The sequence below is a fragment of the uncultured Merdimmobilis sp. genome, from assembly GCF_902471145.1.
Lineage (GTDB): Bacteria > Bacillota > Clostridia > Oscillospirales > Ruminococcaceae > Merdimmobilis > Merdimmobilis hominis.
The window spans coordinates 18,506-44,392 of sequence record NZ_CABRJC010000018.1 but is presented as its reverse complement, the minus strand read 5'-3'; the positions used below and the strand labels follow the sequence as shown (position 1 = coordinate 44,392).

The following is a 25,887-nucleotide window of genomic DNA, read 5'->3' as shown; positions in this document are numbered from 1 at the left end:
AAAAGTGGGCTTCTTGCAGCCCCGCGAGGGAATCCGCGGCAGCGGAAAAATCTTTCGCTCGAGGTGGGGAAACCTCTAAGAAAGATTTTCCGAGCGCACCCATTGCGGCGATGTGGGGGGCCGGGGTCTCCCCGGCGAGCTTTTGTCCCTTTCTCTCGTCAGAAAGGGACCACGGGGGTTTGGGGGCGGGCAGCGCCCCTTGTTTTCACAGGACGTGTGGGTGCGCAGGGGCCTGCTTCCACAAAAGAATCCCCTTCCTGACCCAGGTCAGGAAGGGGATTCTTTTTATTATTTTCCAGTATCAATCCACAAGGTCGTGGGCATCTACGGCGTAATCCCTGGTAGCCAAGGGGAGGTTCTTCCGGCGCAGCCGCCGCTCGGCAAAGGCACGGATGTTGGAGTAAATCACCGCGAAGGTGGGCACCCCGATAAACATCCCTACAAACCCGAACAAGCCGCCGAACAGCATGATGGAAAACACCACCCAAAAGGCGGAAAGCCCAGTGGACTGTCCCAGGATTTTGGGGCCCAGGATGTTGCCGTCAAACTGCTGCAGCACCAGGATGAACAAAGCCAAAAACAGCGCCTTGATAGGGCTGACCGTCAGCATGATAAACACCGAGGGGATCGCCCCGATAAACGGGCCGAAATAGGGGATCACGTTGGTGACCCCGACGATGACGCTGATCAGCATGGCATAGGGCATGCGGAAAACGCTCAGGCAGGCAAAACAGATCAGCCCGATGATCAGGGAATCCAGGATTTTGCCGGTGATAAACCCACTGAAAATCGCGTGGCTGTCCCTGGTCTGGCGGAGGATTTCATCCACCGTATCCTTTTCAAACAAAGCGTACAGCAGTTTTTTGGCCTGGGCGAAAAACCGCTCCTTGCCCATAAACATATACACCGAGATGATGAGGCCAAGCACCCAGTTGAGCACCCCAGCTGAGAATTTTACGGTGAAGTCCATCAGCACTGGCAGGGTTGCCCGCAGGACGGCATACAGGGAATTGAGGGCATCTTCAAAGCTGATTACCAAGCTGTCCACCACATCGGAGGGGAGATCCACCGAGTTGGTTTCCGCCACAATCTGACGGATAATCCCCTCTATGGAACCCAAATAGGAGGGAATGCGGGAGGCCAGGTTGTAGACGCTCTCCACAATCTGGGGGATCACGCTGCTGAAGAACACGCCGATGGTAAAAAAGGCAAACAAATAGGTTAAAAAAATGGACAGTGCCCGCCGCAGTTTATAACTGCCTCGATCCCCAAACAATGGGGGAAAGATCTTCGATTCAATGAAGTGCAGCACCGGGTTCAGGATATAGGCCATAACAAAGCCATAGATAAACGGCATCAACAGGTTGATGATTTTCATCGTCATCCCCATCAGCCATTGGAAATTCAACACCCCTGCCAAAAAGACAATGGAGGCAACCACCACCAAAAAGGCGTAGACCGCTATGGTGTTGTATTTCCGGTTCCATTCAATTTTCAACTTCACGACTCCTTCCCAACAGATTGCCGGTACGGTCTTAGTATACTCGATCTGGGGAAAAAAAGCCAGATGGATTGGAAAAAATTTGCTATTCCTTTACAAACACCGCCGCCTCTGCCTTAGTGCACATCGGATGCAGCTGCTTAGCCTTCCACCAGTTCGCACCAGGCGTCGGTATCCGCCGCCAACTGGACCCGCTTCTCCTCCAGCAGGGCGCAGTGCTCCTGGAGCTTTTGGTAATCCCCTGCGATCTCCGGGTCGGCAAGGCCCGCCTCCAGGGCGGCAATCTCCTCCTCCGCCGCGGCGATCCGCTCCTCCAGCTGGGCGATCTTCCGCTTGCGGGCGGCGTCCTCGCTGCGCTGGCGCTTGGTGCGGTGATAAGAAGTCTCCGGTTTTTCTTCTTTCTTCTCCACCGGGCGGGAAGCTGCTGCAAAAGCTGCCTGTTCCCGCTTTTTCTCCACATACTCCTCGTACCTGCCGCTGTAGGACACCAGCCGGTCGGGGAACATCTCAATGATCTTTGTGGGGAATTTGTTGAGGAGGTACCGGTCGTGGGAGACCAATATCACCGTGCCTGTGTACTCCCCCAAGGCCTTGTCCAGCACCTCTTTGCTCATCAGATCCAGGTGGTTGGTGGGCTCGTCCAGGATCAGCACATTGGCGTGCTGGAGCATCATGATGGCGAATTTCAGCTTGGCCTTCTCCCCGCCGGAGAGGTCAGAGACCAGTTTGTAGCAGTCCTCCCCCCGGATGAGCACATTCCCCAGCACGGTGCGGACCTCCACCTCCAGCATGTGGGGGTAACGGTCCCACAGCTCATCCAGCACCGTTTTTTGGCTGTTGAGGAGGATGTCCTCCTGCTCATAGTAGGCGATTTTGGTGTTTTTGCCCCACTCCACCCGGCCGTGGCGGACGGGGATCAGCCCCTGCACCGCTTTGAGCAGGGAGGATTTGCCTACCCCGTTGGCGCCGATGAGGGCGATTTTCTCCCCCCGCATCACATCTAGGCTGAGGCTTTCAAACAGCACCTTGGCACTCTCCCCCCAGCCCACGCCGATGGAGAGGTCGGAAACATGGAGCACATCCTTCACCGGCTCCAGCTCATAGGTGAACCGCATTTTAGCCGATTTCACCGGGGGATTGGGCTTCTCCACCAGCTCCATGTGCTCAATGGCCTTGCGCTTGCTTTTGGCGCTTTTTGCGGTGGTGGCCCGGACGATGTTCTTGTCCACATACTCCTGCAAACGGGCGATCTCCGCCTGCTGCTGGTCGTATTCCTTCTGCTGGCGCTCCAGCCGCTCGTCCTTGAGGGCCACGTACTTGGTGTAGTTGCCCGGGTAGCGAACCAGCTTGTGGTATTCGATCTCACAGACGCTGGTCACCAGGCTATCCAGGAAGTACCGGTCGTGGGAGACGATCAAAAGGCCGCCTTTGTAGGTTTTCAGGTATTCCTCCAGCCAGATGAGGGTTTTAAAATCCAGATGGTTGGTGGGCTCGTCCAGGATCAGCAGGTCCGGGGCCTCCAGCAGCAGCTTGCACAGAGCCAGGCGGGTTTTTTCCCCGCCGGAGAGGTTGTCGATCAAAGTGTCCCGGTCCCGGCCGGCAAACCCCATACCGTTGAGGATGGTGTTGATCTTCACGTCGATCTGGTACCCATCCCCCGCCTCAAACTCCGCCTGCATGGCGGCATACCGCTGGGCGAGGTCATGGTAGGCACCGGTGCTGTGGTCAGAAAGGGAGGCCATCTCCCCCTCCACCCGGCGCATCTCCTCCTCCAAGGCGAGCAGATGGGAAAAGACGCTTCGCAGCTCCTGCCCTATGGTGTTGCCCAGGGAGAGGCCGCTGTTCTGCCGCAGAAAGCCAAAGGTCTTGCCGCCGGTCCGGGCGATGACCCCTTCGTCTGCATCCAGGTCGCCCACGATGATATTGAGCAGGGTGGATTTTCCCGCCCCATTGACGCCGATGAGACCAACCCGGTCGGCGTCCTCCAATTTTAAATTCACATGGTCGAGAATCAAGGTCCCGCCATAGTATTTTGTCACGTTTTCCAGGGATAACAGCATTGGTATTCTCCTATAGCAAATGTCAGATTAAAGCGGATGAAAGAGGGTTTGCCGCGGGCGGGGCTCCTCAGCCCCTGGACAAACCGATACGGCCGGACCGATTAGGATTTTCCGGCACTGGCAGGCGATGGGGGCCAGCTTCCCCCAGAATGGAAAAAGAGCCTGTCCTTTTTATTGTAGCCTGTTCCGGGCAAAAAGTCCACTCCCCTGGCGCTTGGGAGCCCGGATTTTCCCTTGTATCCGGCGGTGCAAAGCAAAGATATTGTCGTTCTTCCCTGGCGTTTGGGGTCTAACTGTGCTACAATAATCGCAACGCGATTATTGGGGAAGAAATTTCTTTCGGGCGGAGCGCCCTCCTGGGGCAAAGCCCCACCGAAATTTTTCCTGTTTGTGCAGACTTCATGCTGCAATAATCGCAACGTGATTATTGGGAAGAAATTTGCCGCCCAATGTTACAAACAGAGCTTGCGGCACGTTTCACCGGGAGTTTTCTCGGCCATATTACCATTTACATCAAAAGAAGGGGGCTGCCCCTTTTTCCTGGAGGCAACTATGCTGCAAAAAAATCAGATCATCCCCCTGACCATCACCGACATCACCCACGAAGGCCAAGGGGTGGGCCATCACGAGGGGATCGCCGTCTTTGTCCCCATGACCGCCGTGGGGGACCAGTTGAAAGTCCGGGTGGTCAAGGTTTTAAAAAACTACTGCTTTGGCAAGGTGGAAGAGATCCTCTCCCCCTCTCCCAACCGGGTGGAAAACGACTGTCCTGTTTACCGCCGCTGCGGCGGATGCAGTTTCCGCCACCTCTCCTACGAGGAGGAACAGCGGTTTAAAAACAACTGGGTGTTTGAGAACTTCCGGCGGATCGGCGGGGTGGACCTGCCTCAGGTACCCCTTCTCCCCTCCCCAAAAGAAGAGGGCTACCGCAACAAAGCCCAATTCCCGGTGCAGAAAAAGGACGGCAAGGTGGCTATCGGCTTTTATGCCCCCCGCAGCCATGAGGTGATCCCCTGTGTGGACTGCCGGCTCCAGCCCCCCTCCTTCGCCCGAATCTTGACCGAGATCCAGGGCTTTTTAGAAAGGGAAAACATCTCCATCTACGATGAAACCACCGGCAAGGGCCTTGTGCGCCATATCTATCTGCGCTATGGGGAGGTGACGGGGGAGATCATGGTCTGCCTGGTGGCAAACGGCAGGAGCATGCCCAAAGAGCAGCAGTTGGTCGAGCGCCTATTGAAGGTGGAGCCGGCTATAACTTCGGTCATCCTCAACACCAACACCAAAAATACCAATGTGATTTTGGGCAAAGGGTGCCGCACCCTCTATGGGAAAGACCATATCACCGATGTTCTGTGCGGTGTAAAAGTGGACATCTCCCCTCTGGCTTTTTACCAGGTGAACCGCTCGTCGGCGGAGAATTTATACCGCAAGGCCGCAGAGTTCGCCGCCCTCACCGGAGAGGAGACCTTGGTGGATCTCTACTGTGGGGCGGGAACCATCGGCCTCTCGATGGCCGGGCAGGTAAAGGAGCTGATCGGGGTGGAGATCATCCCAGAAGCGGTGGAAAACGCCCGATCAAACGCCCGCAAAAACGGGGTGAAAAACGCCCGGTTCCTCTGTGCCGACGCCTCCCAGGCAGCCACGGCCTTGGCCGACGAGGGGATCCGGCCGGATGTAGTGGTGGTGGATCCGCCCCGCAAAGGCTGCGATCTCCCGGTGCTGGAAGCCATCGCCCGGATGGCCCCCAGCCGGGTGGTGTACATCTCCTGCAACAGCGCCACCGCCGCCCGGGACTGTGCCGAATTTGCCAAACTGGGCTACCGGGCGGTCAAAGCCCAGGCTGTGGATCTCTTCCCCCGCACCTGCCATGTGGAGACGGTTGTCTTGCTTTCCAGGGAATAAGTCGGCTCTAAAAAAGTACGGGCGGCGTTCTTTATAGAATGGAGGGGACAGAAGGCGCGATACGCCAAATATCGGGCCGGCAAGCCTTCCACAGACCGGGCCAGAAAATAAGTTGCCCGCCTACTGAACAGCCCCTCCCCCGCTGAGCACAGAAAGCCGGCGGATATCCGAATTGCTTCAAAAGCGGGTGCAGCGGCGCCCGAATCCTACACCAAAAACTCCCCCGGGCTTTATAAAACCTGGGGGAGTTTTTTTATAACTAGGGATTTATTCCATGACGCTGGGGGAACTGCCGCTGACGCCAGCCAGGGCCAAAGCCAGCAGGAATGCCTGCTGGGCACCCTCATAAGCTTTATCGATGACAAAGAACTCAGAGAGCATATGGGCATCGGTGCTGGGGCCGCCGGAGCCAAGGCAAACGGCGGGGATACCGGCATCCAAGGCCATGTTGCAGTTGGTGGAGCCGCCCTGTTCAAACTTGGGCTCATAGCCAAGGTGTTTGATGATGGTGTACAGCGCCTCTACGATGGGGGTGTGGGGGTCCTGGGAAGCGGCGGGAACGTCGCAGTACTGTTTGTAATCCCAGGTGATGGTGTCTTTGCCCCATCTGGCGGTCTCCTCGTCGGCGGCCTCCTGGAGGGCGTTCATAATGCGGGTGTTCAGTTTCTCCAGTTCCTCAGCGGAGTTGGAGCGGAAGTTGAATTTGATGGTGGCACTGGGCACGATGGCATGGATGCTGGCGTCGCTGCCCGCGTGGAAGTTGGACACGCAGAAGGTGGTTCTCGGGTCCTCAGGGACCTGGAAATCCGCGATCTTAGCGACCGCTCTGGCTGCGGCGTGCAGCGGATTGGCAACCTTGCCGAAAGCGCCGTAGGCATGGCCGCCGATGCCGTAGAAGGTGGCCTCATAGGTCTTGAAACCGGTGGCCTCATAGGTGATGCCGATGGGGCTGGGGCCGTCTACGCTGATGCTTGCATCGATCTTATTCTCCGACAGGAATTTCTTCATGCCGCCCAAAGAGCCCATGCCCTCTTCTTCCACAGTGCCCACAAAGACAATGTCGCCGTCGGTTTCAATGCCCGCAGCGTCCAAAGCCCGGGCAACGGTCAGACAGACCACCATGCCGCGGGTGTCGTCGCCGATGCCGGGCAGATGGATGACGCCGTTTTCAATCTTGGGCTCCAGCTTGGTATCCATGGGGAACACGGTGTCCATATGGCCTTCCATCAGGACGGTGGGGCCTTTGCCCTTGCCCTTGCGGGTGCCGACTACGTTGCCAAACCGGTCCATATGTACATCGGAAAGGCCCAAATCCTCAAAATATTTCATAAAGGCTTTGGCTTTCTCCTGCTCATGGAAGGTGGGAGAGGGGATCATTGCCAGGTCAAGCTGGTTCTGCACGGTCTGGTCGTTGTCCTCTTTAATGAACTCCAACCCCTTTTTCACCGCGTCCAGAGAAACCATTTTGTCGACGATTTCTTTCACCTTGGGGGAAACTACATAATCCATAGCAAAATACCTCCTTGTTGTATGTCAATGAATTGCTTGCCAAAATCTATGGTTTTATTATGCGCCTTTTGTTGTGCAAAATCAAGTAGATTTTTCCTGATACATGGAAACAATCTATGAATTTCATCTATATTCTCTTCTGTTTTTCCCCGCCGGATCGATCGATGAAAATTCCCGGACTCGACGGTTTCCCGGTTGTGATCTCCCCCTTTCTGTAGTACAATAGTCCTGTTGGCAAAAACTGCCTATCAAAAATTTCGCCTTTTTATGGGGGCTTCCCCCCCTGGGGCGATGGGAGGGTCAACCCAATTATGAAAGCCAGAATTCCCGCTAAGAGCCCGCTGGTGCTCCTGTACCGCTTGGGCGGTTCCACCCCCAAGGGGCAGCTGCTCCGCCGGACGTTGGACGCCGCCGGACTCCCCTACCGGGAGATTTCCCCCAGCCAGCTGAACCAGACCTTTGGAGCGCTGGCCGCTTCCCCCGACCCGGCGATCCCACCCTATGAAGGACAGGCCCCGGACTGTGAATTCCTGGGGATGTGCCACTTCACCTCCCCTCAGGTCAATGCCCTCTTGGAACAGCTGCGCAAGGCGGGGGTGCCCAAAATCGACCTGAAAGCCGTCCTCACCGAATCCAACCAAGGTTGGCCCATCCTCCAGTTATTGGTGGAGCTGCGCCGGGAACACGAGGTGATGGAGGTTTACTCCCGGTTGGTGCCACTGATCCGGGAAGCGGAATCCCTGCCGGAGGAAAATCAGGATCCAGTGTTGTGGAACTCCCTCAACCAGGCAATTTTCGCCGCCAAAGGCGCCCTATCCGCCGAGGAGCCCACCTCCGAAAGCCTGACTGCGGCTTTGGAAAACCTGCTCGCCGCCCGCAGCGCCCTGCGCTGATGAAATTGTCCTTCCCCCCACAGCCTCCCCCGAGTGGCTCCCAATCCCCTAAGGGGTAAAGAAACGCCCGCCTATACAGCGGGCGCTTTTTCTTTATCGGGCGGATTTCCAGCGGGTCAGGTAGTAAACCGGCAGCCCCGCCAAGGTGATGCCCAGCCCCGCCAGGGATTGAAGGGGCTGGTTCCAGATGGTGCTCCCCAAAATGTAGACGCCGCCCAAAAGGCCCACAATGGGGGTCAAGGGGTAGAAGGGCACCCGGTAACCACCGGGTCTGGGCTTGTGGACACGGCGCAGCCGGAAGATGGCCGCCACCCCCATGGTGAAGAAGATCCACAACACAAAGACCAATAAGTTGGTCAAGGTGTCAAAGGTGCCGGAAAAGAGGTAAAAGAGGGCCACTGCCCCCATGAGCAGCAGGGAAAAGAAAGGGGTATCAAACCGGGGGCTCACCCAGCCCCACAGCCTGCCGAAAGGGAACAGCCCCTGGGAACCCATGGAGTACGGCACCCGGGAACCGGTCATCAGCAGGCCGTTGATGGAACCAAACACCGACACCATGATCCCTAAGGCCACAATGGTGGAGCCGATCCTGCCAAAAATCCGCACTGCGGCGTCGGCGGCAGGGGTAGAGGATGCCACAATATCCGCCATAGGCAGCACCCGGAAGATGGCCAGATTAAACAGCAGATAGGTGGCGATGACAAAAAACACCCCTGTACCGATGGCCCGCGGCAGATCCTTAGCCGGGTTTTTCAACTCCCCAGCCACATTGGTGACGCTGATCCACCCATCATAAGCCCAGAGGGTGCTGAGCACCGCAGCGCCAAACCCCGTCCCTGCCGGAAGGGGCTGCTGGATGGAAGATGTCCCTCCCCAGCCCAGCACTAAGCCAAAGGCCACAATCAACGCGATGGGCAGCAGTTTCCCCACCGTGGCCGCCAGCTGGATCCGGCCGCCGAACTGGGTGGAGATGATGTTCATCGCAAGCAGAAACAACAGGACCCCCACCGCTAAAATCTGCCTTTGGGCGGCGGTCATAGGGACAAAAATAGTAAAATAGGTGGCAAAGGCAATAGCCTGGGCAGCGATGGAGGCGGGATAGGAGATCATCGTCTGCACCCAGCCCAGGAGGAATCCCACCGGCTCGCCGTACAGTTCCTCCAAATAGATATAGAGGCCGCCAGTTTTGGGGATGGCTGCGGCGATCTCCGCCACTGTAAGGGCGGAAGCCAGGGTGATCACACCGCCGGTGATCCAGGCGGCGATGCTCATGGGGATGGAGCCAGCTTCGGCCAGCACCACGCCGCTCTTCAAAAAGATACCGGACCCGACGATCATCCCCACAACCAGGGACAACGCCTCCAAAAAGGTTAAACTTTTTTCTGGGGTATTGCTGTTCATACTGCGCCTCCCAATTTTGCTGGAATCACCCTAACAGTATTCGCGGTTTTTTCGCTGGCAAACTGCCAAATTCTGCCGGCCACTTCCCTTTTGTGTGTATTGTGCCAAAACACCCGCCGAATTTTACAAATTTTTTTCCAAATTCCCCCTATTTCTGTGCTATACTAAGCACAAGCAGTGGATATGCAGGGCGCCTAGCGCCCCTGCACCCCGCAGGGATGAGGGGCCCTCCTGCCAGCCCCTCACACCCCCGGCACTTCCTTTTATGCGGATAAAAGGAAGCAAAACCCGCCGGGGAGACCCCGATCCCCCTATTTTTGTGTGCCACAATGGGTACGCTCGGAAAATCCTTCTTAGCGGTTTCCACACCTCAAGCGAAGGATTTTTCCGCTGGCGCGGATGCCCTCGCGGGGCTACAGGCCCTAGGGAGCCAAGGGAATGGATGTCTCCCCCTAGTATATTCACAAATTTTCCCAGCCATGTCCACACCGGTGCCATAATTTCGCGGTAGGATGACCATACTGACTTTGTACCAAACTGGATATATTCAGTTTTTATATGGATTGTAAGGAGGACCCCATGAACAAAACCATTTATTTCGGCGGCCCCATCATCACCATGGAGCCGGACAGCACCCCATCCGCCCTGCTGGTTGAGGGCGGCAAAATCCGCAAACTTGGCGAAAAAGAGGAGCTTTTGGCCCTCTGCCCCGATGCGCAGCTTTACGACCTGAAGGGACACACCCTCCTCCCCGCCTTCATCGACCCACACAGCCACATCACCTCTTTCGCCAATACCCTTGGCTTAGTGGATTTGGATGATGTGGGCAGCTTTGATGAAATTGCCCAGCGGATCGACGCCTACCGCAAAGAGCGGAATATCCAGCCCGGCCAGTGGATCATCGGCCGGGGGTATGACCACAACACCCTGGAGGAAGGCCGCCACCCCGATAAATTCTCCCTGGACAAAGCCGCCCCACAAAACCCGGTGCTCATCGCCCACCGCTCCGGCCACATGGGGGTTGCCAACAGCCTGGGACTCCAGAAGCTGGGCATCGACGCCTCTACCGAAAACCCTTCCGGCGGGATGATCGGCCGGGTGGAGGGTTCCAAAGAGCCGAGCGGCTATCTGGAGGAGAATGCCTTTATCGTCTTGGCCTCCAGCCGCATGCCCCGCCCTTCCCTGGAACAGCTGATGGACCAGATGGAGGAAGCCCAGAACATCTATGCCAGTTTCGGCATCACCACCGCCCAGGACGGCGCCACCCGTGCCGCCGAATGGAAGCTATTGGAATCCCTGGCCCAGCAAGGGCGGCTTAAGCTGGACACCATCGCCTATGTGGATTTGAAAAACGCCAAAGAGGTGATGGAGGGAAATCCCTCTTACATCGAGCAGTACCATAACCACCTGAAAATCGGCGGGTATAAAATCTTTTTGGACGGCTCTCCCCAAGGCCGCACCGCTTGGATGACCAAACCCTATCTGGGCGGAGACGCGGATTATAAAGGGTATCCCATCTACGATGACGCCACTGTGGAAGGCTTTATGGAAACTGCCCTGAAGGAGGGCCGGCAGATTCTAGCCCACTGCAACGGCGACGCCGCCAGCGACCAGATGATCCACGCCTACAAGGCGGCAGCACAAAAGCTGGGAGAGCCCGCCGACGGCCGGCCGGTGATGATCCACTGCCAGCTGACCCGGGGCGATCAGTTGGCCGAGATGGCCAAACTGGGGATGGTGGCCTCCATCTATGTGGCCCACACCTATTATTGGGGGGATGTCCACCTGAAAAACTTCGGCGAGGAGCGGGGCGGCCATGTGAGCCCGGCGGGAAGCGCCATCCGCAACCATGTGGTGTACACCTTCCACCAGGACACCCCGGTTCTCCTGCCGGACATGATCACCACCTTGTGGTGCGCCGTCAACCGGGTCACCCGGGCGGGAGTTCCCTTGGCCGAGGAGGAAAAAGTCTCGGTGTATGACGCCCTCAAAGGCATTACCTGCAACGCCGCCTACCAATACTTTGAAGAGGACCGAAAGGGTTCCCTCAAGGAGGGGAAACTGGCCGATCTGGTCATCCTGGACCAAAACCCCTTGGAAATCGACCCCAAAGACTTGCGCTCCATCCAAGTTCTGTCCACCATCAAGGAGGGCGAACCCATCTACACCAAAGCATAATTCCGCCTCTGCACCGGGGCGGCAAAAATCCGCTGGGACTTTCACCCCAGCGGATTTTTTCTGTGCTTTGTGCTCTTTTGCCGATTCTTTTCGCCACAGGGGAAAGCAATCCTACAGAATATCCATTGTTTTGCAGGGGGAGGCTGTGCTACAATAATCGCAAAGCGATTATTGGGGAAGAAATTTCTTTCGGGCGGTGCGCCCTCCTGCGGCAAAGCCGTACCGAAATTTTTCCAGTCCCTGCCCACCCCAGGCTACAACAACCGCAAAGCGATTATTGTAGCACAACAACCATTGGGGAAGGAGCCCTCATTCCATTGTTATAATCCTTGTTTGTGGCAATGGCAGGGCCTTCCCCTTTCTCTGGCGCCGAACCATTGCGGCGCCAATTCTTTTTGTATGGGAGAGAACCATGAACTACGACGAGCTGCTCAACATCTCCACCGAGATCGGGTACCGCCTTCTGGAAAGCGGCGGCGAGATCTACCGGGTGGAGGAATCCATCCAGCGCATCTTTGAAGCCTACGGCATCTTCACCGCCGAGGTATTTGTCATCCCCAGCTGCATCATTGTCACCGTCTGCGATGAAGACGGCCACTCCCTGACCAAGATCCGGCGGATCCGCGGCCTGGGGATGGATCTGGAAAAGGTAGTCCAGTTCAACGCCCTGTGCCGCCGCATCTGCCGGGAACGGCCGGAGTTCCAGGAGGTCCACCGGGAAATCCGCCGCATCGACCAGTGCACCGGCTACACCTTTTGGCAGCAGCTGTTTGCCTTTGCCCTCATCTCTTTCTCCTTCACCCTGTTTTTCGGCGGGGATCTGACCGACGCCTGCTTCGCCATCTTCTGCGGCATCGGGGTGAAGCTGGTGCTCCACAACATGTCCCGATTTGAAGCCAACAGCTTTTTTACCAACATCATCGCCAGCGGGACGGCGGCAGTAATCGCCCTCTTTTTTGTTCGGATCGGCCTTGCCCACAACTCGGACAAGATGATCATCGGCACCTTGATGAACCTGGTGCCCGGCATTGCCATCACCAACGTGATGCGGGACATCATCGCCGGGGATCTGATCGCCGGGCTGATCAAGCTGACCGAGGCGCTGCTGGTGGCCACCGCCATCGCTTTGGGAGCGGGCATGGCCATCACCCTCTCCCAGATTTTATTGTAAAGGGGGCCCACCGATGCGTTATCTTTCCTGTTTGTACATCTTTATGGCCTGTATGGGCTTCTGCATTGTCTTTGACATCCGCTCCCCCAAACACATGGTGGTCGCCTCCCTGGGAGGTTCCTTAGGATGGCTGGTCTACCTGCTGGCCTCCGGCCTCAACAGCGACCTGTTGCAGTTCTTCATCGCCTCCTGCGTCATCTCCGCCTATTCGGAGTGCATGGCCCGGGTATTTAAAGCGCCAGTTACCGGTTTCCTCATCCTCTCCATCCTGCCGCTGGTGCCAGGGAACGGCATCTACTACACCATGGAATACTGCATCTCCGGCCAGGTGGACCAGTTCATCAGCACCGGGATGCACACCTTCGGCATCGCCGGCTCCCTGGCCATGGGGGTGCTGTTTGTCTCCTCCAGCGTGCGGCTTTTCCGCACCATCCGCCTCTCCCGGCAGAAAACAGCTTAACCCGGCGCCGCGTTAGACCCTCAGCAAAACAAAAACACCCCCGGAAGCAGGACCTGCTTCCGGGGGCTTTTTTCAAGAGAAGGATTTATTTGAGGATCATGGCAGTCAGGTCCATGGGATCGACAATGACGCCGTCCTTGTAAACCCGCATGTTGCCGGAGGCGATCTCATCGATCAAGATGACCTCGCCGTTGTGGTAGCCAAACTCAAATTTGATGTCGTACAGCTCCAGACCCTTCTTGGCCAGGGTGTCGCGGACGATGCCGGAGATTTTCTGGGTCAGCTCTTTCATCGAATCAAACTGGGCCCGGGTCATGATGCCAAGAGCTTCCAGCCCTTCACAGGTGATCAGGGGGTCGCCCCGGTCGTCGTCTTTCAGGGTTGCTTCCACATAGGCATCCAGCTTGTCGCCCTCGTTGGCATAAGCGCCATAGCGGCGCAGGAAGCTGCCAACCGCGCGGTAGCGGCAGATGACCTCCAATCCCTTGCCGAACACTTTGGCGGGGAGGACTTCCATGGTGGCGTTCTCTACATCAGCGCTCACATAGTGGGTTTTGATGCCAGCAGCCTTCAAAATCTCAAAGAAATAAACAGAGGTCTTCAAGTTGGCTTTTCCGATACCGTCAATGCTTAAGCCCACAGTGTTGGCACCGGGATCAAACACGCCGTTTTCCCCGGTAACGTCATCCTTGAATTTCAGCATGTAGTTGCCGTTGTCCAACTCGAACACGTCTTTGGTTTTGCCCTGGTATACCTGTTTCATCCAAAAATCCTCCTGTTCATATTGCAAAGTTTCAACTTAGAACAATGAATACGCTTTATCATAGCATTTTTTAGCAGGTTTTGAAATCCCTTTTGCAATAATTTCTTGAGGAAATGGCAAAAAATCTCTTTTTCTCCCATTTCATGTCGGCTTTTCCCCCAAAAACATTGGTGAAAAAGGAGTTTTCTGCGGCTGGAAAAGATTTTTTCCTGCATCTTGACAAGCTCCCGCGTTTGTTCGCTATAATAAAAGGGAATCCTAAATCTGGAAATCCCCACAATGGAATGGGAAAGGCGGTGAACCGGCATGGGGCAAAGCAAGCGGCTTCCCGATTCGGTTTCGTTCAATTTGATTCCGGCGCTGGCCATCATCCTGGCGGCCCAGCTCAACATCAACCTGTTTGTCAGCGATTTTAAAATCTCGGTGGCAGTGGTGCTGCTGCCGGTGTTTTCCTACCTGCTGTCCGGTTTCAACCTGCCGGTGGTCACCCTGCTCTGTGCGCCGGGGGTGTTCCTCTTCCGGTCGGCTTACCACTGGCTGACCACCGACAGCTGGCAGGGCGTCCTCACCGCCTATGGGCCGGAGATGTTCTTCTACCTGGTCTACGGCTTTTCCCTGTACGGGTACCTGCGCAGGAGGAGCCTGCACAAGGATTACGCCCTCCTCCTGCCGGTGCTGACCGGCATCGACTACCTGGCCAACCTGACTGAGCTTTCCTTCCGGCTGGGGACCGGGGTCTTCGCCATGGAGATCCAGCCCCGCCTCATCCTGGTGGCCCTGGGGCGCAGCCTCCTCACTGCCGCGCTGCTGGCCGCCTTTGAGCTGTACGGCTTCTCCCTCTTGAAAAAGGAACACGCCCAGCGGTACCGCAAACTCCTCCTGCTCACCTCCAAGTTGCGGGGGGAGATGGTCTGGATGCAGAAAAACGCCTCCCTCATTGAAGAGACGATGAACACCTCCTACCGGCTGTATGACCGGCTGAAAAAAGAGGGGCACGACCCTGCCCTGGCCGACGCCGCCTTGACGGTGGCCAAGGACATCCACGAGGTAAAGAAGGAATATGGGATGATCCTGCGGGGGATTTCTGAGGCCCTGGACGCCGACCTGGACAAGGAGCGGATGGGCCTTAGGGAGATCTGCGGCATATTGGAGGAGAGCCTCCAACGGGAGGCCAAGGCCGCGGGCAAGGAGGTGCGCCTCACGGTGGAGCTCTCTCGGGATTTTTTGGTCAACAAGCCCTACTACACCATGAGCATCCTGCGCAACCTGTTTACCAACGCCTTGGAGGCCAAAGAGGATGGGCCGGTGGAGCTCTCCCTCAAGGCCAAGGAAGAAGGCGGGCGGTGGCTTGTCACCGTGTCGGACAACTGCGGCGGGGTGCCAAAGGAATATCTCTCTGAGATCTTCTCCCCCGGCTTCTCCACCAAAATCAACTTTGAAACCGGGGCGGTGAGCCGCGGCCTGGGCCTCCCTTTGGTCCTCGACCTGGTGGAGCACGAGCTGGGGGGCCGCCTGACAGTGGAAAACGCCGGGGAGGGAGCTGTCTTTTCCTTAGAAATACCCAAACAATCCATGGAGGTGACGGAATGAATTTTTATCTCGTTGATGATGACCGCAATGTGCTGGCTATCGTGGGAATGATCGTCGAAAAGCGGGGCCTGGGGCGGGTGATCGGTTCCGCCTCCAACGGGGCCGACGCCCTGGAGGACCTGCGGGACCTTACCCCGGACATTGTCATCGCCGACCTTTTGATGCCGGTGATGGACGGCCTCACCTTTGTGGAGGAGGCGCGGAAAAGCCACCCACAGCTGGCGTTTATCATGCTCTCCCAGGTGTCCTCCAAGGATATGATCGCCGACGCCTATGAAAAAGGCATTGAATTTTTTGTCCAAAAACCGGTCAACAGCGTGGAGCTGGAGACGGTGATCAAAAAGGTTTCAGCCAGCCTTTCCATGAACCGGGCTTTTCTCAAGATGCAGAACCTCTTCCAACAGGAGGTGCAGCTGGCCCCCCAGCCGGCGGCCCCCAAGCCCCAGGAGGCCCCCCACCTGGCCAAGCTGAAGACGGTGCTCCAGCGGTTGGGTATCATCGGGGATCTGGGCAGCCGGGACATCCAGCAACTGGTGGATTACCTCATCACCCATGGCGAAGACCTGGGCTCTTCCACTTTAGGGGAATTGTGCGGGAAGTTCAGCCAGAACCCCAAATCGGTGGAGCAGCGCATCCGCCGGGCGGCCAGCACCGGCCTTATCAACCTGGCCAACTTGGGGCTGGAGGATTACACCAACGAGATTTTTACCGAATACGCCAGCACCTTGTACAACTTTGAACAGGTCCGCCGGGAGATGGACTGTATCCGCGGCCGCACCGACCAGCACGGCAAGGTGTTTATCAAAAGTTTTCTCAGTGCGCTGGTGGCCTACTGTCAAAATTAGTGACAAATTTAAGACCGGTATTTTTGATTTCTTGTACAAAATTTCATTTTTGCCGAAAAATCTTGTCGGATTTTTTGTCACGGGCTGAAACCTCCTGTAACCAATCGGGTATTTTGGAATCGTCAACAAAAACCCAACAGGAGGTACTGCAAAATATGTTTACCATTCTTTCTGGCATAGGGCTGCTTCTTCTAACCCTGGCCGCATTCTCCCTCTTCAGCCTGAAGATGCCCAAGGGCCAGCAGGCGATGAGCGGCATGGCCAACGCGGCCATCGCCACCTTTTTGATTGAAGCTGTACACAAATACATTACCGGCGACCTGCTCCACCTCTCCTTTTTCCAGGAGGTGGGTTCGGTTTCCGGCAGCATGGGCGGTGTAGCCGCTGCCATCATGGTGCCCATCAGCATGGGGGCTAATCCGGTCCTCGCGGTAGTGGCCGGTGTGGCCGTGGGCGGCTATGGCATCCTGCCTGGATTCATCGCCGGATATGTGGTGGGTTTTGCCGCCCCTTGGCTGGAAAAGCACCTCCCCGCCGGCCTTGACACCATTGCCGGGGCTCTGGCCATCGCCCCCCTGGCCCGAATCATCGCTATCGCCGTGGACCCCTTTGTCAACTCCACTTTGATGGCCATCGGCGACACCATCACTGCTGCCGCCAGCCAGTCCCCCATTGTCATGGGCTTCCTCCTGGGCGGCATCATGAAGATGATCTGCACTTCCCCCTTGAGCTCTATGGCCCTCACCGCCATGCTGGGCCTCAAAGGTTTGGCAATGGGCATCGCCGCCATCGCCTGCGTAGGCGGCTCCTTCACCAACGGCATCATCTTCCACCGCCTGAAACTGGGCAACCGCAGCAATGTGATCGCTGTCATGCTGGAGCCCCTGACCCAGGCGGACATCATCACCCAAAACCCCATCCCCATCTACTGCTCCAACTTCCTGGGCGGAGGTTTGGCCGGCGTTGCAGCCGCCTGCCTCAACATCGTCAACAACGCCCCGGGCACTGCTTCCCCCATCCCCGGCCTTTTGGCCCCCTTTGCCTTCAATGCGCCGGTGACAGTGGTTGCGGCCTTGGCCCTGGCCATTTTGGGCGGCACCATCGCTGGCCTTCTGGGCAGCATGGTCTTTAAGAAAAAGTTCCAGCGCGCGCCAGAAATCCTGGAGCCTTCCGTGGCGGAAGTTCCCACCGGCGGCACCAACTAAACAAAAGCCTTCCTTCTCCCCTGGCTGTTTGGCCGGGGGAATTTTTTGCTTCCGAAAGAGCGCTTGACAAACACGCCTTTTCCCGGTACGCTGAAAGAAAGCGAAATTGACCGAAAAGGAGTTGTCTTACATGCGTGTATTGGTTGCCTATTCCAGTTTATCCGGCGGGACAAAGCGGCTGGCCGAGGGGATTTTCACCTCCCTGCCCTACGAGGAAAAGACCTTGGCCACCATCCAGGAAGCCCCCAGCCTGGAGGGCTACGACGCCATCCTGGTGGGCTATTGGGCCAACCAAGGCGCCCCCGGCCAGGATGTCCAGCAATTCTTAAAGACCATCCACGGAAAGGCGGTAGGGGTGTTCGCCACCTTGGCTTACCACCCGGATACCAACCACGGTTGGGGGTTGGTGCAAAAGGGCATCGACCTGGTAAAGGAGGACAACGCCATCCTGGGCAGCTTTGTCTGCAACGGGGCCCTCTCTCCGGCCATGCTGAAAAAGTGGCGCACCCCCGGCCCGGATGGCAAGGTAGCTGCCACCCCGGAGAATGAAATCCGCTGGAAAGTGTCCGCCCTCCACCCCACCCCGGTGGACATCGCCATGGCGGCCGAGCGGTTCCGGGAGCGGCTTTCCATCTTGGAAGCCCATCAGGCCCAGGGCCTCACTTTTAAGTCCATCCTGTAATGCTGGAGGCGAAGCCCTATGATGAGCCGGGAGGAAATCCTCGCCTACGCCGCCGAAACCTACGGCGCCCAGCCGGAATACCCCTGGGAGAAGCACCCCACCTACGGGGTGCTGCGCCACCGGCACAACCGGAAGTGGTTCGCTGTGGTGATGGAGGTGCCCCGATGCAAGCTCCATTTGGAGGGGGAGGGTACGGTGGATGTCCTCAACCTGAAGTGTGAACCCCTGATGATCGGCCCCCTGCGCCACGAACCTGGGGTGCTGCCCGCCTACCACATGAACAAGGAACATTGGATCACCATTCTGCTGGACAGCCCCTTCCCTCCAGAGACCATCCGCAGCTTACTGGATTTGAGCTTTGACCTGACCCGCTAATACCCAAAAGACAAGGAAACTCCCTCTGGGCAGATGTACCCCGGGGGAGTTTCTCTTTTGGCCTGGCACCGCAACGGTCAAATACCGCGGATGGCAAGCAGATAGGCTTTCAAAATTCTCTCTGCGCCCTTTACAACGCGGGGCTCCATTGTTGATAACATAGCCGTAATACTTGTCACATCTGAGGGACTCTCCCGCCCTGTCAAAAGGAATTCGGCTGGCGTGCAAAGGGTATTGGACAATTTGCACAGCGTCGCAATAGAAATTCCTTTTCTGCCATTTTCTATTGAAACCAAGAAGTATTCCGATAGACCGATTCGGCCCGCCAACTCTTTCCTTGTCAATCCCAGGTTTTCCCTCACCGTCCGCACGCGGTTGCCGACCTCCATATAGAATGCTTTGTTCTCTTGCTTAGCAGCCATACCATCTACCTCCTTGTTTTTGTGACAATATCAATATACCACAAAAAAAGTGTTGCATAGTCTATATGACAACTAAGTGATCTCACCTTTTGTAGAAATAAAAAGCCCCCGCTTTCAAAAGCGGGGGCTTTCTTTGCAATTTCTTACAGGGAATTCCCAAAAGGGCTATTTGGCGTCCAGCACATTGGTGATGGAGGGGTCGTTCATAAAGGTGTCCACCGAATAGGTGAAGACGATCTGGTCGTACTGGCGGATGTCCAGGTCCGCGATCATCTGGGGAGTGGTGCCGGACAGATTTACCACCGTGATCTCACGGTACCGGTTGCACAAAAAGGGCAGGAAGCTGGCCGCCGTCCGGTCCCCAAAGAGGAGGAGCCGCTGGTCATAAGGCGCGGTGGAGGTGATTTTGACAATGGGGGAAATCCCCCCCAAAAAGCTGTCAAAAGGCTGGCCCCCTGATAGGAGATGGGAGGGGTACAGGGTGTAATAGGTCTTTACCTCATTGGGGTAGATGTGGACCACCCGGTACTCCCGCCGGTACTTGGAAAAATGGAAGAATGAGACCAAATCCGGGGCCACCTTTTTATAGGGAGCCCGCTGGTATAAATCCCCATAATAGGTTCCGGGGCTGTACTGGATTTCATACCAGTCCAGAGGGTTGACCTCAAACCCCAGCCGCCGGGCCAACACCGAATAGACATAATACCCCCCTAGGCCGGTCAGGTTGGACTGGGTTTTGTAGTAAATCCCTTCCTCCCGGTGGTTGAGCAGGGTTTGGTAGACGTCCACGGTGGAAACCCGGCCGGTCATACTGCGGTACACATCCTCGATATACCGGCGCTGGTTGGTCAAGGGGGCATACATGGGCTTTTCCTCCTGGTGGATAGCTGCCGAAGTGGGAATCAGCATCAGGTAACTGGGCACCTTGTTGGTCTCCACAAAGGAGGTGATGGCATGGATGTTTTCATCGCCGATGGTGGGGTCCTTCTCCTGGATATTGTCCAGAAGGTGGCCGTCGGTGATATACACCCCGTTCTGTTCCCACTGTCCGGAGAGGAGGCGGAAACGGGTGGCCAGCTGTTTCAGCTGCTCCCCAAAGGGGAAGTTGTTTCCCACAAAGTCATCCGCCGCCTGGGAAAGGGTTACCCCTTCCTCTGCTGGACGGCGCTGGAAGAAGCCCCCCCGCATCACAATATACACCGAGGAGAGGCAGATGGCCGAGAGGAGAAGCAGGGCGGAAATTCGTTTGGATAACATGGCCTCACCTCACAAAAGCAGGGCGGTGGTGATCACCAACAGCCCGATATTGAATACAACGGTCAGCCCATCGTCCAGCTGGGGATAGTTTTTCTTGATCCAGCGGCCCAGCATGTCTGCTGAACTGGTGGAGAGGAACAGGCAGCCCAGCAGCACCAGGTAATTGGAACTGATGAGGTATAAAAAGGTCTCGTCGGTGGCGGGACGGCTCCCAAGGCCGAACATCATCCGCAGATAGGCCGCAATTTGGCTCCACTCCCCGCCCAGCAGAAACACCAGGGACAGGATGACCACCAAGAAGGTGATCATCCGGGAAAAAACCGGCGGGATGGCCCTGAGAAGCTTTCCGGTCAGATGCCGCTCCACCAATACCAAGGCGCCGATCAACAGGCCAAAGGCCAGGCAGTTGGGGGAAAAACCAAACCACACCCCCCACAAGGCGGTGACAAACAAGGCCTCAAAGGCGGCGGTGAGCCGGGCGTGGCTGCCATCGGGACGGCCCAGGCGGATGTACCGCTTCCAGTACTCGCTGACCGTCATGTTGAACCGGCCAAAAAACTCGGTGACCGTCCGGGCCTGGTAGGGGTAATAGAAGTTTTGGGGCAGATCCAGGCCGAAGATCTTGCCCAACCCCCGGGCCATATCGCTGTAAGCCGAAAGGGTGAAATACAGCGCAAAGGCAAAGGCCAGCACCATCACCCAGGCGGCCATGGAGGTCATCTCGTAAAGGGGGGTGGCCCGCAGGCTCTCATAAAGGGCGGTGACACTGTCTGCCAAGATCACCTTTTTGCCCAGGCCGATGGTGAAGGCCACCACACCGGAGGCGATGCCAGACAGGGAGGGCCGGATTTTTTTCAGCTGGGGCGCCAGCTGGTTGTAGGTGACCAGCGGGCCCACAAACACCTTGCCAAAAAACAGGCAGAGGATGCCGTAGCGCACAAAGCTGGAATCCGCCGGGGCCTCGTGGTCGTAGACATCCAGCACATAGCCCATGGAGGTCAGGTTGATCACCGAGAGGCCGGCGGGGGCCATCAACGCCTGTGGCCGGGCCAACATGCCCAAGGCCAGCAGCATCCCCATGTTTTTCACCACCGAGGCGCCGGCGGCCAAGCTTCTCCAAGCTGGATTCCCTTCCCAAAGGGCCAGCAGCTGCACCACAAGGTAATCAAACAGCAGCGAGCCCAGCGCCATGGGCAGCATGGTGGGGAACAGCATCCCATAAAACACCAGGGAGACCACCAACAGCACAAAATTCTTGTACCGGTTGGAGGTGAGATAGTACGCCGCCATAGATGCCGGCAAAAACAGATAGACAAACCCCAAGGAATCGATGGGCACGCCGCCGCCCCCTTTCTCACGTATTTTAAAATGTGGGGAGGAGTGCTCCCCGCCGCTTTTTTCCCAATTTATGAAGCCGCACGGCCAGCCGGAAAGCGGAAAACCCATAGAAAGGGCTTCTGCCCCCCCAATTGCCTGTCAAAGGGAGGACACGGCCTCCCGGTATTCCTCATAGGTGAGCATGGTGTTGCAGAGGGTGACCATGGCGTTGGTGGTCAGGTGCTCCGGCAGGCCCAGCCGCTTCAAAAGCTCTTGCCTTTTTTGGGCGCTGCCAGCCCCGCCGGTGAGGCCGTCCTCATAAAAATCCTGTTTGGTGATGGGCCGCCCGGTGCGGGGAGCCCCTTCCTCACAGAGGAGGCCCGCCTGGCGGAAAGCCTCCAGCAGCACCTGGGTGGTCATCCCCTCCACCCCCAATTTCCCTTCGGCAGAGGGCTGGGCCTTGCGCCGCTCCTTGCCGTAGACATCGGGGATGTATACATGTTTGAGGTGCTGGGGGCCGATGGCCCCGTTTAAAAACCTCCGGATCTTAAACCCAGAGGCGTCCGAGTCGGTGAGCACCACAAGGCCGGTCCGCTGGGCCAGCAGGCGCAGCAGTTCCAGCTTTTCTTTGTCTTTATAGATGTGAAATCCCCCGGCCTCCACAATGGTGGCATCCACCAGGCTGGAGAGCCGGATCTTGTCGTATTTGCCTTCCACCACAATGGCTTCTTTTATCTTGATCAATGGCTTCCCTCTTTTTGCAATGTGTAAAACAGCTCGGTGACCGCCTGCTCCACAATGAGCCGGCTGTCCGCCCGGGAGCTTTTCAGCCGGTAGTCCGCCTCTTCCAGGAGGGAGAGGGCTTTGCGCAGAAACTCCACCGAATAGCGGGCAGAATCCCGCAGGGCGTTTTTCACCCGGAACTCCCGGCCCCGGTAGCCGAAATCCTCGGCGATGCGGCCGGAATCCACCCCTGCCTCCCGTGCAATCTTAGCCCGGTAGAGATCCACAAAGGTGTAGGACAGGGTGGCTAAGATCACCGTGGGCTCCTCCCGCAGGTAAAACAGGTCGGAAAGGATGGCGAGGGACCCGGCGTAATCCCCTTTTAAAATCATCCGGGAGAGGTCGTAGATCCCCGCGTCCACCGCTTGGGTAGTCACCTTGTCGATGGCCTCTTTGGTGATCTCCCCCCCTCCCACATAGGCGCAGAGCTTGGCGATCTCCCCTGACAGGAGCCACATATCCTGGGAACAGCGGTCCACCAGATACCCCGCCAGCTGAGGGGAGAGGATACACCCCTCCTTGTCACAGCGGGCCACGGCAAACCGGATCACCTTGGTGCGGTCCCGGGGGGCGAGTTCCACCACCGCCCCCACTTTGGACACCTGGGCAATGAGGTTCTTCACCCGGGCAGATTTTTTGGGGTCGGGCTTTTTGGCCGCCAGCCGCAGAAGGATGACACAGCTCTCCGGCGGGTCGGAGAGGAGCTGTTCCATCTTTTTGGCCTCGGTGGGGGAGAATTTCTCCGGCTCCAGGTCATCCACCGCCACACAGCGCAGGGGCGCCATCAAGGGCAGGGCCTCCGCCGCTTCAAAGAGGGCGTCCGCTGAAAATTTTTTGCCGTCCAGCCGGGTCAAATTGAAGCTGGCGAAGGCAGGGTCTACAATCTTCCCCACCAGCTTGTTGAAGTAGTATTCTTTCAGATAGTCCTCTTCCCCAAATAGGAGGTACACCCGCTTGAACTGGCCGGATTTCAAATCGGCCAGCAGCCGTTCCTCCCCTTCATAGGCGGATTTGGAACCGTAGGCAGCCACAGCGGCGCCCCCTTTCCTCTCGTGTTTCTCAATCAACGATTATTATAGCACACTTTTGGGGACTTTTTAACCGCTTATTTTTCCCGTTCCACCCGGACCTCCCCGCCCGGCAGGAGGAACAGCCTCCCCTCCCCCAAAAGGCGGATCTCCATGGGGCCGTAGGGGATCACCTGGGCCTCCCCGGCCAGCCCCTCCCGGTATTCCTCTGACCCCGCCGCCACGATGCAGGCCGCGGGGTGTTCCTCCAGCAGGAGGTCAAGTCCTGTGCCTTCCGCCTTGCGGGGAAGGACCAACAGATCCAGGCCCTCCACCCCATAGCGGTCAAGCAGGTCGCAGAGCCGTTCCCCGGAGGAGGCGCCCCCAGGGCTTCCCACCACAACTGCCCGGCCTTGGCGCAGAAGGACCAATCCATCCCAGCCCTCCATCCCCACCTGGCGGATGGTTCCGGCGGAAAGAATCTGCTCCACTGACAGCACCCCGAAGAGCAGCGCCGCCAACCCCAAAGCCGCCAGTCGGACGGTTTTCCCCTCCGCTTCCGCTAGGGCTAAGAACATCAGCAGCGCCACAGCGAAGGCGAAAACCAAGGGAACAGCCCCATCCCCCGCCGGCCAAACCGCCCCGGGCAAGGAGGATACCCCGTGGGCCACCTGTAAAATCCCGGCAGCGGCAAAGCGGGCCAAAGGCGCGGCCAACGGCTCCGCCATAGGCAGCAAGGCCAAAACCGCCGTTGCTCCCAATGCCAGAGGCACCAATAGGGCGGTGAACACTGCGGCAAGGGGCCCATAGAGGGCCACCACCCCAAAATGGTAGGCCAGCAAGGGCGAAAGGGCCAACCCCGCACACAGGGAGAGTGCAAACGCCTCCACCGCCCAGCGCACCCGGGGAAGCCGCGGCCCCAGGAAGAAGAGCACCCGCCCCTCCAGGAAACGAACCACCGGCCCGGTCCATAGGAGAATGCCCAGGGAGGAGAGGAAGGTCATCTGCACCGAAAGGCTTCCTGCCGAGAAGGGGTCAATCATCCCGATGAGTAAGGCCGCCACCCCCAGGGAGGTGAGGCCGTCGGCCTGGCGGTCCACCGCCTCCGCCAACAAGGAGAGGGTAAAGACCACCGCCGCCCGCCGGATGGAGACGGGGAATCCTAAAAGGGCGGCATACCCCCAGGTGAGAGCCAGTAAAAGGGGGATTTTCCACCGCTTTTTGACCCGGAATTTGTTCAGCAGCTGCCGCAAAAGGCCGGTGAGCACCACCAAGTGGAAGCCGGACACTGCCAGAAGATGGGAAAGGCCCGCACCCCGCATAGCCCTGCTGTCCTCTCTGGAGAGGAGACCTCCATCTCCCAAGGCCATGCCGGTGCAAAGAGCGCCTTCCCGGCCGCCCACAGCGGATGAAATCCTCTGCCCAAGCTCCCAGCGGTACCGAGCGAGCCTCCCCTCCACTGGGTGGCTGGGGATGGGGACAATCTTCGGCTCCCCCACCGGTTCCGCAGCCAGATAAACACCCCGGGAGATGGCGCTTCGCCCCCAGGCCGTGTCAAAGGAGAGGGCAGAAAGCTCCACCAGGGCTTCTACTTCCTCCCCCGGGAGGAGATTCCAGCCGGAAAAACTGGTCAGCTGGATGGCAGTCCCCCCCACCCCTTCCACCTGGGGGAACCTCCCTTTGAGCTGGTACCGCTCTCCCCGGCCCGCCTTTTCCCGCTCCAGAACGGTGCCGGTGAAGAGAAGGGTCTGCCCATCCAGCCGGGCTGCCGGCTCAAACCGCAGCCACAAATGCCCTTGAAACAGCAGCCCCGCTATGGCCACCGCCGCCAGGACAAGCCCCAGTACCCGCCGGGACTCCCCGCGGAGCACCAAGGCGAGGGGCAGAAGAAGTAGGAGCATCCCCACCCCGCCAAAGACGCCAAAGGAAAAAGAGACCGCCATCGCAGTTAGGAAGGAAATTCCCACTGGAAAAAACGGTCTCTTCATCTCAATCACCTATTTGGGCTACTTTTCAAACACCGGCAGGGGGGCCAGCACGATCAAATCTTTGCGCTCCATGGCGTCGCCCTCTGCCAGGACGGCAGCTTTGCCCACAATCTTGCCGCCGGCTTTGTGCACCAGCTGCTCCAACGCGGCCATGGATTCCCCGGTGCTGACCACATCGTCCACAATCAGCACCCGCTTGCCCTCCATCGAGGCGATATCGTCGCTGTCGATGTACAGGGTCTGAAGTTTGGCAGTGGTGATGGATTTGACATCCACCGCCACCGGCTTTTTCATATAGAGCTTGACGCTCTTGCGGGCCAGCAGGTATTTTTTCCCCGACTGGCGGGACATCTCATACGCCAGGGGGATGCCCTTGGATTCCGCGGTGATCAACACGTCGAACTCCGGGACTTTGCCCAGGAGCTCTTTGGCGCAGGCGATGGTCAGCTCCACGTCGGAGAACATGATAAACGCCGCGATGGAAAGATGCTCGTTGACCGGGCAGATGGGGAGTTCCCGGGTCAAGCCGGCCACATGCAGGGTGTAATGGTCCATACAACATTCATCTCCAAATC

General features: G+C 57.7%; 22 protein-coding genes. 10 read left to right on the top strand and 12 right to left on the bottom strand.

The genetic code is table 11. The features are described 5' to 3' along the window. Positions 1 to 301 precede the first annotated feature (301 nt). On the bottom strand, positions 302 to 1,498 hold the full coding sequence (locus tag RDQ42_RS08605) for an AI-2E family transporter (protein ID WP_054332196.1): 1,197 nt from the start codon (positions 1,496 to 1,498) through the stop codon (positions 302 to 304). Between the two features lie 143 nt (positions 1,499 to 1,641). Beyond that, positions 1,642 to 3,561: an ABC-F family ATP-binding cassette domain-containing protein gene (locus RDQ42_RS08600; RefSeq protein ID WP_308588547.1), complete on the bottom strand. Its 1,920-nt coding sequence runs from the start codon at positions 3,559 to 3,561 to the stop codon at positions 1,642 to 1,644. Between the two features lie 552 nt (positions 3,562 to 4,113). Between RDQ42_RS08600 and rlmD the strand changes: the two genes are divergently transcribed. Beyond that, positions 4,114 to 5,466: a 23S rRNA (uracil(1939)-C(5))-methyltransferase RlmD gene (gene rlmD, locus RDQ42_RS08595; RefSeq protein ID WP_308588546.1), complete on the top strand. Its 1,353-nt coding sequence runs from the start codon at positions 4,114 to 4,116 to the stop codon at positions 5,464 to 5,466. 267 nt (positions 5,467 to 5,733) lie between these two features. Here the strand turns inward: rlmD and RDQ42_RS08590 are convergent, their stop codons facing one another. Continuing rightward, positions 5,734 to 6,975: a M20/M25/M40 family metallo-hydrolase gene (locus tag RDQ42_RS08590; protein ID WP_054332195.1), complete on the bottom strand. Its 1,242-nt coding sequence runs from the start codon at positions 6,973 to 6,975 to the stop codon at positions 5,734 to 5,736. A gap of 311 nt (positions 6,976 to 7,286) precedes the next feature. On the opposite strand from RDQ42_RS08590, the gene RDQ42_RS08585 reads away from it, so the two are divergent. Then, a complete protein-coding gene (locus RDQ42_RS08585; RefSeq protein ID WP_054332194.1) occupies positions 7,287 to 7,868 on the top strand; it encodes a DUF3783 domain-containing protein in 582 nt (193 codons plus the stop codon). Positions 7,869 to 7,961: 93 nt separating this feature from the next. On the opposite strand, the gene RDQ42_RS08580 is transcribed toward RDQ42_RS08585, so the two are convergent. Further along, entirely contained in the window at positions 7,962 to 9,269 is a 1,308-nt protein-coding gene (locus RDQ42_RS08580) for an APC family permease (RefSeq protein ID WP_231358326.1), read from the bottom strand. Positions 9,270 to 9,848: 579 nt separating this feature from the next. Here RDQ42_RS08580 and RDQ42_RS08575 point away from each other — a divergent pair. The 3 genes from RDQ42_RS08575 to RDQ42_RS08565 all read left to right on the top strand — a co-directional run bounded on the left by RDQ42_RS08575 (position 9,849) and on the right by RDQ42_RS08565 (position 13,078). Further along, positions 9,849 to 11,447 carry an amidohydrolase gene (locus tag RDQ42_RS08575; RefSeq protein ID WP_308588545.1) on the top strand — a complete coding sequence of 533 codons (1,599 nt, stop codon included), beginning with the start codon at positions 9,849 to 9,851 and terminating at the stop codon, positions 11,445 to 11,447. 412 nt (positions 11,448 to 11,859) lie between these two features. Continuing rightward, the gene (locus RDQ42_RS08570) at positions 11,860 to 12,618 is read left to right on the top strand and encodes a threonine/serine exporter family protein (protein WP_071428305.1); all 759 of its coding nucleotides are present in this window, start codon (positions 11,860 to 11,862) and stop codon (positions 12,616 to 12,618) included. A 13-nt stretch (positions 12,619 to 12,631) separates the two neighbouring features. Further along, on the top strand, positions 12,632 to 13,078 hold the full coding sequence (locus RDQ42_RS08565; protein WP_071428304.1) for a threonine/serine exporter family protein: 447 nt from the start codon (positions 12,632 to 12,634) through the stop codon (positions 13,076 to 13,078). A gap of 85 nt (positions 13,079 to 13,163) precedes the next feature. On the opposite strand, the gene RDQ42_RS08560 is transcribed toward RDQ42_RS08565, so the two are convergent. Beyond that, on the bottom strand, positions 13,164 to 13,841 hold the full coding sequence (locus RDQ42_RS08560) for a phosphoribosylaminoimidazolesuccinocarboxamide synthase (protein WP_071428303.1): 678 nt from the start codon (positions 13,839 to 13,841) through the stop codon (positions 13,164 to 13,166). 306 nt (positions 13,842 to 14,147) lie between these two features. Here RDQ42_RS08560 and RDQ42_RS08555 point away from each other — a divergent pair, with 306 nt between their 5' ends. From RDQ42_RS08555 to RDQ42_RS08535, 5 genes are all read left to right on the top strand, one after another. After that, positions 14,148 to 15,431: a sensor histidine kinase gene (locus tag RDQ42_RS08555; protein WP_231358324.1), complete on the top strand. Its 1,284-nt coding sequence runs from the start codon at positions 14,148 to 14,150 to the stop codon at positions 15,429 to 15,431. Beyond that, positions 15,428 to 16,276 carry a response regulator gene (locus RDQ42_RS08550; protein WP_231358323.1) on the top strand — a complete coding sequence of 283 codons (849 nt, stop codon included), beginning with the start codon at positions 15,428 to 15,430 and terminating at the stop codon, positions 16,274 to 16,276. The genes RDQ42_RS08555 and RDQ42_RS08550 overlap by 4 nt, the downstream gene beginning before the upstream one ends. A 155-nt stretch (positions 16,277 to 16,431) precedes the next feature. Continuing rightward, positions 16,432 to 17,481 (top strand): PTS sugar transporter subunit IIC, encoded by a 1,050-nt coding sequence (locus tag RDQ42_RS08545; protein WP_231358322.1) that lies wholly within the window; start codon positions 16,432 to 16,434, stop codon positions 17,479 to 17,481. A 130-nt stretch (positions 17,482 to 17,611) separates the two neighbouring features. Further along, positions 17,612 to 18,163, top strand: a complete 552-nt coding sequence (locus tag RDQ42_RS08540; RefSeq protein WP_071428300.1) for a flavodoxin family protein — start codon at positions 17,612 to 17,614, stop codon at positions 18,161 to 18,163. An 18-nt stretch (positions 18,164 to 18,181) separates the two neighbouring features. Beyond that, positions 18,182 to 18,538 (top strand): MmcQ/YjbR family DNA-binding protein, encoded by a 357-nt coding sequence (locus RDQ42_RS08535; RefSeq protein ID WP_054332186.1) that lies wholly within the window; start codon positions 18,182 to 18,184, stop codon positions 18,536 to 18,538. Positions 18,539 to 18,615: 77 nt separating this feature from the next. On the opposite strand, the gene RDQ42_RS08530 is transcribed toward RDQ42_RS08535, so the two are convergent. The 7 genes from RDQ42_RS08530 to RDQ42_RS08500 form a co-directional block, all read right to left on the bottom strand. Then, positions 18,616 to 18,960, bottom strand: a complete 345-nt coding sequence (locus RDQ42_RS08530; RefSeq protein WP_308588544.1) for a helix-turn-helix transcriptional regulator — start codon at positions 18,958 to 18,960, stop codon at positions 18,616 to 18,618. 165 nt (positions 18,961 to 19,125) lie between these two features. After that, positions 19,126 to 20,217 (bottom strand): DHHW family protein, encoded by a 1,092-nt coding sequence (locus RDQ42_RS08525; RefSeq protein ID WP_054332184.1) that lies wholly within the window; start codon positions 20,215 to 20,217, stop codon positions 19,126 to 19,128. 9 nt (positions 20,218 to 20,226) lie between these two features. Then, positions 20,227 to 21,555 (bottom strand): MBOAT family O-acyltransferase, encoded by a 1,329-nt coding sequence (locus tag RDQ42_RS08520; protein ID WP_071428298.1) that lies wholly within the window; start codon positions 21,553 to 21,555, stop codon positions 20,227 to 20,229. Between the two features lie 138 nt (positions 21,556 to 21,693). Then, positions 21,694 to 22,278 (bottom strand): toprim domain-containing protein, encoded by a 585-nt coding sequence (locus RDQ42_RS08515; protein ID WP_054332179.1) that lies wholly within the window; start codon positions 22,276 to 22,278, stop codon positions 21,694 to 21,696. Continuing rightward, positions 22,275 to 23,348 carry a DNA polymerase III subunit delta gene (gene holA / locus RDQ42_RS08510; protein WP_231358320.1) on the bottom strand — a complete coding sequence of 358 codons (1,074 nt, stop codon included), beginning with the start codon at positions 23,346 to 23,348 and terminating at the stop codon, positions 22,275 to 22,277. The genes RDQ42_RS08515 and holA overlap by 4 nt, the downstream gene beginning before the upstream one ends. 74 nt (positions 23,349 to 23,422) lie before the next feature. Beyond that, positions 23,423 to 25,312, bottom strand: a complete 1,890-nt coding sequence (locus RDQ42_RS08505) for a ComEC/Rec2 family competence protein (RefSeq protein WP_269215264.1) — start codon at positions 25,310 to 25,312, stop codon at positions 23,423 to 23,425. A gap of 18 nt (positions 25,313 to 25,330) precedes the next feature. Further along, positions 25,331 to 25,867 carry a phosphoribosyltransferase family protein gene (locus RDQ42_RS08500; protein WP_054332175.1) on the bottom strand — a complete coding sequence of 179 codons (537 nt, stop codon included), beginning with the start codon at positions 25,865 to 25,867 and terminating at the stop codon, positions 25,331 to 25,333. Positions 25,868 to 25,887 lie beyond the last annotated feature (20 nt).